The following is a 7163-nucleotide window of genomic DNA, read 5'->3' as shown; positions in this document are numbered from 1 at the left end:
CCATCGCCTCCGCGACGGCCTTCCTCTACGCAGCCGCCGCCATGGTTCTTATCCGCCGCATCGCGCGAGCGTCATGAGTTCCGGGACGGACTCTAAGGCCTGGAGGCGAGCTGAGACCTGCTACTGTGGCTGAGTCCGGCCGGCCAGTCGACCGTAACGCGACTATCGAGCAGGCTTCGGCGACGCTATAAGTCCCCTATGAGGCTGGAATCTTTGAGCTGGTGGGAGGTAGCGTCCCACCTTGTCGATCTTGCGATCGCTTACGGCCTTGCCCTTCCCATTGGGTGGGATCGGGAGCGAGAGGAGCGCAGCGCAGGGATCCGGACCTTTCCGCTCGTCGCCGTCGCGAGCTGCGGCTTCGTGCTGATCGCGATCCGCGTCTTGGGCGAGGGCTCGACCGCTCAGGCTCGAATCCTGGAAGGGCTGATCACGGGCGTCGGCTTCATCGGGGGCGGGGCCATTCTCAAGCATGCGGGACAAGCGTCCGGCACAGCGACGGCCGCAAGCCTGTGGGCGACCGGTGCGCTCGGGGCCGCGGTCGGGTTTGGCCTCTACGACATCGCTGCAATCTTGAGCCTCGTCACCTTCGTGACCTTGCGCTGTCTGGGGCCCTTGAAGGAGGTTGTCCGTCCAAATACGAAGTAAGGTGCTTTCGTTCTCGATGTGTTGCACCTGATACGATGGCCAATGATGACGTGACCAGTGAGGCATACGAGTAGGTTAGTGCTCACCTTGCTGGGCCGGCCTTTTTCCTACAGCGCGTTGACCGACGACACCGTTGCTGCGGCCGCTTCGGCTAAGCAAAACTCTCAGGCCACACAGTTGAGCGGTGGTCCGGGCCAGCCCAAGGCCAGCTATGATGCTTTTCAAATCTCGCTGGAGATCCAGATGGTTATTCGGGTGATGTTGATCGCGATCGCGGCCGTTATCATGGTGCGGATGATTGGACCCGCGCACGGCTCGAGCTACCGCGAGCTCAAGGAACGCTCGCGCCGCAATCGCGCCTTCCGGCTCCGACATCCCTCTTTCACCGCTTGAAAGCCGCCCAACCATGCTCAAGAACGCAGCTCAGCGCTTGCAATTGGACTTGCCCGTTCTTCTTCCGGAGGCACCGGGCGAAGCCGACGCGTGCGTCGGGCGTCTCGTCAGCGATCTGGCCGACCGCGAGGGCATGGAACGAGTCCATATCGCCCCAGCTTCCGGCGAAGAGCCCGCCAAGCTCTGCATCCACTACGACCCGGAGGTGCTGAGCCTCGCGCGAGTGCGGGAGATCGCCCAAAGCGCCGGCGCTCGCCTCACCGAACGCTTCGCCCATGTTCTGTGGGAGGTGGACGGGGTTCAGCATCAACGGCGGGCCCGCACGATCGCGGAACGGCTGCAGCGCATGCCGGGCGTGGTCGAGGCGGAGGTGTCGGCGGCCGGGCCGCTTCGGATCGAGTTCGACCGCGAAGCGACCTCCGAGCAGGATCTCCGTCGCGTGCTTGACGAATTGCGTGTGCGAGTCCGGGAGGATGGGCCACGGGAGGTGGTCCGGGTGGAGGGACGAGAACCTTCCGGGCGTGAACACAGGCACGGGGATGATGAGCACGAGGATGACGAGCGCGCACATCGAAAGGAGCATGCAGCCGGCGAGCATCGCCACGATGAGGAGCATGCCCATGCCCACGCCCATGGCGGCGTGCTGGGCGAGAATACCGAGCTCTATTTCGCCCTGATCTGTGGGGCACTGCTCGGCCTCGGCTATCTCATCTCGGTCGCGACCAGTGCGCCCGCATGGCTACCGTTCGCGTTGTATATCGGGGCCTACGGCTTTGGCGGCTTCTACACCCTGCGCGAGGCCGTCGACTCCCTCCGCATCGGCCGGTTCGAGATCGATACGCTCATGCTCGTGGCGGCGGCTGGCGCGGCGGCGCTCGGGGAGTGGGCCGAAGGCGCGCTGCTGCTCTTCCTGTTCAGTCTCGGCCACGCGCTCGAGCACTACGCCATGGGGCGGGCGCGCCGCGCCATCGAGGCGCTCGCCGAGCTCGCGCCGCGAACAGCGGAGGTTCGGCGGGATGGGGCGGTGCGCGAAGTTCCGGTCGAAGACCTCGTGATCGGCGACACGGTTATTGTAAAGCCGAACGCGCGCATTCCGGCCGATGGATTCATCGTCCGGGGTATAAGCAGCGTTGACCAAGCCCCTGTGACCGGCGAAAGCGTGCCCGTCGACAAGCAGCCGGTCGATGACCCCGAGCGCGCTGCCGCCAGGCCAGACGGGGTGGAAGCCGAGCATCGCGTTTATGCCGGCACTATCAACGGCAGCGGAGCACTTGAGATTCAGGTCACGAAGCGGGCGGCCGACACGACGCTCGCCCGTGTCGTTCGTATGGTGAGCGAGGCCGAGGCGCAGAAGTCGCCGACGCAGCGCTTCACCGACCGCTTCGAGCGCGCCTTCGTTCCCGCCGTCCTCGCGTTCGTGGTGCTCCTGCTGTTTGCCTGGGTGGTGGTGGACGAGCCGTTCCGCGACAGCTTTTACCGAGCCATGGCCGTGCTCGTCGCCGCCAGCCCCTGCGCGCTCGCGATCGCTACGCCAAGCGCCGTCCTCTCCGGTGTCGCGCGAGCCGCCCGGGGCGGGGTGCTGGTCAAGGGGGGCGGCCCGCTCGAAAACCTTGGCACGCTCGGCGCCATCGCCTTCGACAAGACGGGGACCCTGACCGAGGGCAAGCCGCGCGTCACTGACGTGCTCCCAGCGCCGGGCGTGGACGAACGCGAACTCCTCATCGTTGCGGTCAGCGTGGAAGGTCTGAGCGATCACCCCCTCGCGGCCGCGGTGGTCCGCGACGGGCGTGCGCGCCTCGGAAACGCGGTCGGAATCCCGAACGCGCAGGATTTGCGCAGCATCACCGGGCGTGGCCTGGCGGCGAGGATCGACGGCGAGCCCGTGTTCGTCGGCAAAAGCGAGTTGTTCACCGAGGTTGAGGGGCCGCCGCTTCCGCCGGCCGTGCAGACCACGATCGAGGGCCTTGAAGAGCAGGGGCGCACCACGATGGTGGTCCGGCGCGGCGAGCGCTACCTTGGCGCGCTCGGGCTGATGGACACGCCGCGCGAGCCCGCGACCCGCGTGGTCGCGCGGCTGCGCGAGCTCGGCATCTCGCGCATGATCATGATCTCCGGGGACAACCAGCGCGTCGCGGATGCCGTGGCGCGGCAGGTCGGCATTGACGAGGCCTGGGGCGACCTGATGCCGGAGGACAAGGTCGAGGCGATCAAGAAGCTGCGCGCACAGCAGAAGGTGGCGATGGTGGGCGATGGCGTAAATGACGCTCCCGCCATGGCGAACGCGACGGTCGGGATCGCCATGGGCGCAGCGGGCTCGGACGTGGCGCTCGAGACGGCGGACGTGGCGCTCATGGCCGACGACCTCGAGCACCTGCCGTTCGCGGTGGGCCTGAGCCGGCGCACGAGCGGCATCATCCGTCAAAACCTGTGGCTCAGTCTCGGCATGGTGGTCTTCCTGATTCCCGCGACGGTGCTCGGGCTCCAGATCGGGATCGCCGTCCTCTTCCACGAAGGTTCGACCCTTGTCGTCGTTGCCAACGCGCTGCGCCTGCTCGCCTACCGCGACCCGAGGGAGCGCCGCTCTTCAGCGGCGGTCCGAGCAGCGTGAGCCAAGGCGTTTGGGTTCAACTACGGCTCAGCACCCGGCGGGCTCACATGGCCGGCTTGCTGATTTGCTCCGGCAACGACGGCGGGGGCGGGACAGTGACTTTGTGCTGCTCGAGGATGGACCAAGCCGCCTCCGCATTGCTCGCGAACTCGAAGATTCGCAACTCCTCTTCCGCAACCATACCCATGCTCAGCAGCTGCTCGAAGTTGACCACCCCGCGCCAGTAATCCTCGTTGACCAGGAGAATCGGGATCGGCACCGCCTTGCCGGTCTGCTTGAGGGTAAGGATCTCGAACAACTCGTCGAGTGTGCCGAAGCCGCCCGGAAACACGACCAGCGCATTGGCCCTCATGGCGAGGTGCATCTTGCGCATCGCAAAATAATGGAAGCGGAAGGTCAGCTCCGGAGTGGAGTACGGGTTGGGGTCCTGCTCGCGCGGCAGTGTAATGTTGAACCCGATCGAGGGCGCGCCCGCATCATGTGCTCCTCGGTTCGCCGCCTCCATCAACCCGGGACCGCCGCCCGTGACGATGACATTGTCGCGAAGTCCTCCGTCCGGGTGTAGCGCGCCGCCGCGCTCGGAGACGATCCGCCCGAAGGCTCGGGCCTGCCGGTACCATTCCGCGTGCTGCGCTGGGCCGTCCTCGCGCACCCGCGCGCTTCCGAACACGACGATGGTGGAGCGCACGCCCCAGGCCCGCATGGCTTCCTCGGCCTTGGCGTATTCCAGGAGAAAGCGCACGCCGCGCATGGAGTCGCCGAGGAGGAACTCCTGGTCGAGCGCAGCCAGGCGATAGGATGCTGATTGCAGCTGGGCGCGATTGGCCTCGGCCTTGGGCGGTGAAGTCATACGCGGTTGGGCTCCGATGTCCAGGCCACTTGGTCCCCGGCGACTTGTCGTGGGGCGCGCCGGCCGCACAGCTCCGGGAGGCGAGAGGTTTGCCGGCTGAGTCTTGTTCTGGCGGTCATATCGCTTTGCAGAGCTCAGATCTCTCGTGGCGATGTTGCGAAGGGCGACTTTGATCGTCTTGCATACGGCTCCCAGCCTTTCGGCGTGTTCTTTCCATCACAGAACCAGTACGCCACTATGCTTGGCTTTGTTCTCGGGCTCGACATGGATGGTGGTCACGGCGTCCTCGATCTCCGCTTTCAGCGCTCCCTCAAGCCGGTCACAGATCTCGTGCGCCTCCGCAATCAGCATCGTGCTCGGCACGACGAGGTGGAAATCGATGAACGTCATGCGCCCGGCATGCCGGGTCCGTACGTCGTGTGCCTCGATCGCGCCACCCGCATGGGTCGAGATCACGTGACGGATGCGCGTGAGGATCTCCGGCGCGACGGCCTCGTCCATGAGGCCGGCGACCGAGTCCTTCACAAGCCTCCAGCCGGACCAAAGGATGTTGATAGCCACCAGGGCGGCCAGGCCGGGGTCAAAGACCTGCCATCCTGTCGCGAACACCAGGCCGACGCCGGCGAGCGTGCCGGCCGAGGTGATGACGTCGGTCAGAAGGTGACGCCCATCGGCCTCCAGCGCCGTCGAGCGGCTCTTGCGACCGCCCCGGATGAGCACCCAGCTCCAAGCCGCGTTGATGAGGCTCGCCAGTCCGTTGAACGCTAGCCCCGAGAAAGAAGCGTCCAGCGGCTTCGGGCTGATGAACCCGAAGTAGGCTTCGCGCAGGATCGAGAGCGCGGCGAGCACGATCAGAACGCCCTCGAGCACCGCCGAGAGATACTCGGCTTTGTGATAGCCGTACGGGCGCCATCAAGTCGGCCGCCATCAGCCTCTTCTGGATCCTGGCGGCGATCGAGTTCGCCGTCAGCGCGATTTTCCTCGCGCTCTCCGGGTCGGGGATTCAGAACTTCGCCTCGGAGGTCGTCAAACGTATCCTGGTCGTTGGCATCTTCTACTTCATCCTCGACCAGGGCCCCGCGGTCGTCGATGCGGTCATCAAGAGCTTCCGGCAGATCGCCCAAAACGCGGGCGGCGTCGGGTTCAAGCCGTCCGACATCTTCAACGCCGGCGTGCAGGTCGCTCAGAAGCTCGCCGACAATGTTTCGTTCTGGACGGACAGCGGCAAGTCGGTCGCCCTCCTGATCGCGGCGCTCGTGGTTGTTGTGTGCTTCGCGCTCATTGCCGCGATCGTCATCGTGACCACGGTGGAGATGTGGATCGTGACCTATGCAGGGATCATCCTGCTTGGTTTCGGCGGCAGCGGCTTCACCAAAGACTATGCGATTAAGTATCTGACCTACGCCATATCGGTTGGCTTGAAGCTCATGGTCATGGGGCTCGTCGTCTCGATCGGTCAGTCGATCATCTCGGAAACGGTGAGGAACTTCAGCAACACCAGCAACACCGAAATCTATACCGTGGTGGGTGTGGCCATCGTGCTGCTCGCCGTCACCAAAGCCCTGCCCTCGATGCTTCAATCGGTCGTGGTGGGCTCGTCGGTCGGCAGCAACACCACGCTCCTGGGCGTCGCCGCCGGCGCCGCTGGCGCTGCGGTGGGCGCGGTGGCCGGCCCTGCGGCCGTGGGCGTTGCCGCCGCTCGGGGCGGCGGGAGCATCGGGCAGATGGCGGGCCGGGCGATCGGCGCGGTCACCGGAGCGGCTTTCGACCGCGCGGCAAGCGTTCCAGGCTCCCGGATGGGCTCCGTGATGGGCAACGCGGCCTCGAAGCTCCGCCTGGGCAATCAGCAGGCGGCCCGCCTCGCAGCCCCGGGAGGCTCGTCCGGCGCACGCGCTACCGGCGCGTCGCAGCCGATGCTGACATCGGGGAGCGGGGGCGGCCGTCCGCCCTCGTCTCCCTCCAGCGGCGGGGCAGGACGAGGGGCGAGTGCCAGCTCCGGTTCCGACGGCGGGTCCGTCCCGGCCGCCGGCGTGTCATCGGGTGGGACGAGCAGCCCGGCCGGTTTCGCAGGGCCAGCCGCGGCACCGGCCGGAGCCGGCTCGAGGGGCGCCAACTCCGCCGCGCCGTCCACGGCTGGCCGCACCCTCCCGGGCACCACTGCTCCTGCCGGCGGCTCCCAGAGTCCGGCCGCGACGAGCGCAGCAGCAGCCGCTCGCGGCTTCTCGCCCAGGGAGGCGATAGCCGCTGCGGTGAGCATGTCGCAGACGGGCGGCGGGGCCGCGCCTGCGGCCAGCCAAGCGTCCGCTGGCTCACCAGGCCCGGCAGGAGAAGCGGGCGAGGGCGACGCTCTCCGGGACGCCGCATTGGCCGTCTCGACGGGTGCAACGCCCGCCATGACCGAGACCTCATCTTCGGATGCTGCCGCCCGACCCCGCGTCCAGGCGGGCACCGAGGCGCTCCCGGCCACCTCCGGATCGCCGTCCAGTCGTCATGGCGTGGACGGTCGTTCGGCCGGCACTGCTCAATCTCTCAACACGGCGCTTCATTCGGGTGCTCCGGCCGGCGGAGCACCGCCATCGGTGTGAGATCGCCTGCAATGTTGGGTCTGACGCAATCCCGCTGACATTTGAGATCATTGCGCGCCGATCAGACGCGCCTGGAGAAGAT

Annotated in this window: 5 protein-coding genes and 1 pseudogene; 4 read left to right on the top strand and 2 right to left on the bottom strand. The window is 66.8% G+C overall.

What is annotated here, in order from left to right; all coding sequences use genetic code 11:
- Positions 1–198: 198 nt before the first annotated feature.
- The 3 genes from ACFPOB_RS30360 to ACFPOB_RS30350 all read left to right on the top strand — a co-directional run bounded on the left by ACFPOB_RS30360 (position 199) and on the right by ACFPOB_RS30350 (position 3646).
- Positions 199–645 (top strand): MgtC/SapB family protein, encoded by a 447-nt coding sequence (locus ACFPOB_RS30360; RefSeq protein WP_066723723.1) that lies wholly within the window; start codon positions 199–201, stop codon positions 643–645.
- 78 nt (positions 646–723) lie between these two features.
- Positions 724–1038, top strand: a complete 315-nt coding sequence (locus tag ACFPOB_RS30355; protein WP_066723725.1) for a hypothetical protein — start codon at positions 724–726, stop codon at positions 1036–1038.
- Positions 1039–1051: 13 nt separating this feature from the next.
- Positions 1052–3646 (top strand): heavy metal translocating P-type ATPase, encoded by a 2595-nt coding sequence (locus ACFPOB_RS30350; protein WP_066723728.1) that lies wholly within the window; start codon positions 1052–1054, stop codon positions 3644–3646.
- A 43-nt stretch (positions 3647–3689) separates the two neighbouring features.
- On the opposite strand, the gene ACFPOB_RS30345 is transcribed toward ACFPOB_RS30350, so the two are convergent.
- Both ACFPOB_RS30345 and ACFPOB_RS30340 read right to left on the bottom strand, forming a co-directional pair.
- Entirely contained in the window at positions 3690–4496 is an 807-nt protein-coding gene (locus ACFPOB_RS30345) for an LOG family protein (RefSeq protein ID WP_377801873.1), read from the bottom strand.
- A 216-nt stretch (positions 4497–4712) separates the two neighbouring features.
- Positions 4713–5402: pseudogene (locus ACFPOB_RS30340) on the bottom strand (cation diffusion facilitator family transporter); the annotation flags it as partial.
- A gap of 5 nt (positions 5403–5407) precedes the next feature.
- Here ACFPOB_RS30340 and trbL point away from each other — a divergent pair.
- Positions 5408–7081 carry a P-type conjugative transfer protein TrbL gene (trbL, locus tag ACFPOB_RS30335; RefSeq protein ID WP_377801874.1) on the top strand — a complete coding sequence of 558 codons (1674 nt, stop codon included), beginning with the start codon at positions 5408–5410 and terminating at the stop codon, positions 7079–7081.
- Positions 7082–7163: the final 82 nt, after the last annotated feature.

This window comes from Allobosea eneae (assembly GCF_042657265.1).
GTDB lineage: Bacteria > Pseudomonadota > Alphaproteobacteria > Rhizobiales > Beijerinckiaceae > Allobosea > Allobosea eneae.
Note: the sequence above shows the minus strand (reverse complement) of the source record. Positions and strands in the feature narration are given on the sequence as shown.

Coding starts and splice junctions, on each gene's coding strand:
- ACFPOB_RS30360 (WP_066723723.1), top strand. CDS start 199: ATGAGGCTGGAATCTTTGAGCTGGTGGGAGGTAGCGTCCCACCTTGTC.
- ACFPOB_RS30350 (WP_066723728.1), top strand. CDS start 1,052: ATGCTCAAGAACGCAGCTCAGCGCTTGCAATTGGACTTGCCCGTTCTT.
- ACFPOB_RS30345 (WP_377801873.1), bottom strand. CDS start 4,496: ATGACTTCACCGCCCAAGGCCGAGGCCAATCGCGCCCAGCTGCAATCA.